General features: G+C 46.6%; 1 protein-coding gene and 1 pseudogene. Both read left to right on the top strand.

All coding sequences use genetic code 11. The features are described 5' to 3' along the window. A partial coding sequence (locus NPS47_RS25385) for a hypothetical protein (protein ID WP_274297446.1) occupies positions 1-220 on the top strand: 220 nt, incomplete at its 5' end. 8 nt (positions 221-228) lie between these two features. Further along, positions 229-500 (top strand): annotated as a pseudogene (locus NPS47_RS25380) (hypothetical protein); the annotation flags it as partial.

Here is a 500-nt window from a genome sequence, read left to right as displayed (position 1 = left end):
TCCGATCCTTGAGTTGGAGATTAAATACCCGCGCGACGTGCGGCAGCGGTCAGACGGCCGCGGCTACATGTTCCGACTAGCGCTGGAATGGACAGCGAACGAGGCTGATCGAGTCAACAGTACACCTGGCAGTGAACTGATTGAAAAAGATGTCATTGTGCTGACACACCAAAGCACAGAGCTACTTAAGTTAGCCGTCCCCAATTCAAACGGTCGTTGAGCACTATAATGTTGAATCTTAATAAATCCCTTGAGCTGCCGCCGCAGCTTGAGTGGAAATTTGCGCATGAACCTGAATTAATGGCTTGGACGATCCGGGCGCGCAACTACAATACTTTTGTGGCTAATGGCATGTTTTTATTCATGGCTATATTGATATTGGGTGGTGCTTTTATTATGTATTCGGTGTATGAGGGGATGGGGCAGCCTTGGCGAATATTATCTTGTGTTTTCTTTTATGTTCTTATGTTGTCTGTGGTTTCTTCCATGACCCATCAGAA

Source organism: Pseudomonas putida, assembly GCF_028682475.1.
GTDB lineage: Bacteria > Pseudomonadota > Gammaproteobacteria > Pseudomonadales > Pseudomonadaceae > Aquipseudomonas > Aquipseudomonas putida_AG.
The sequence above is the reverse complement of the archived record's forward strand: the minus strand, read 5'-3'. Positions and strand labels throughout refer to the sequence as shown.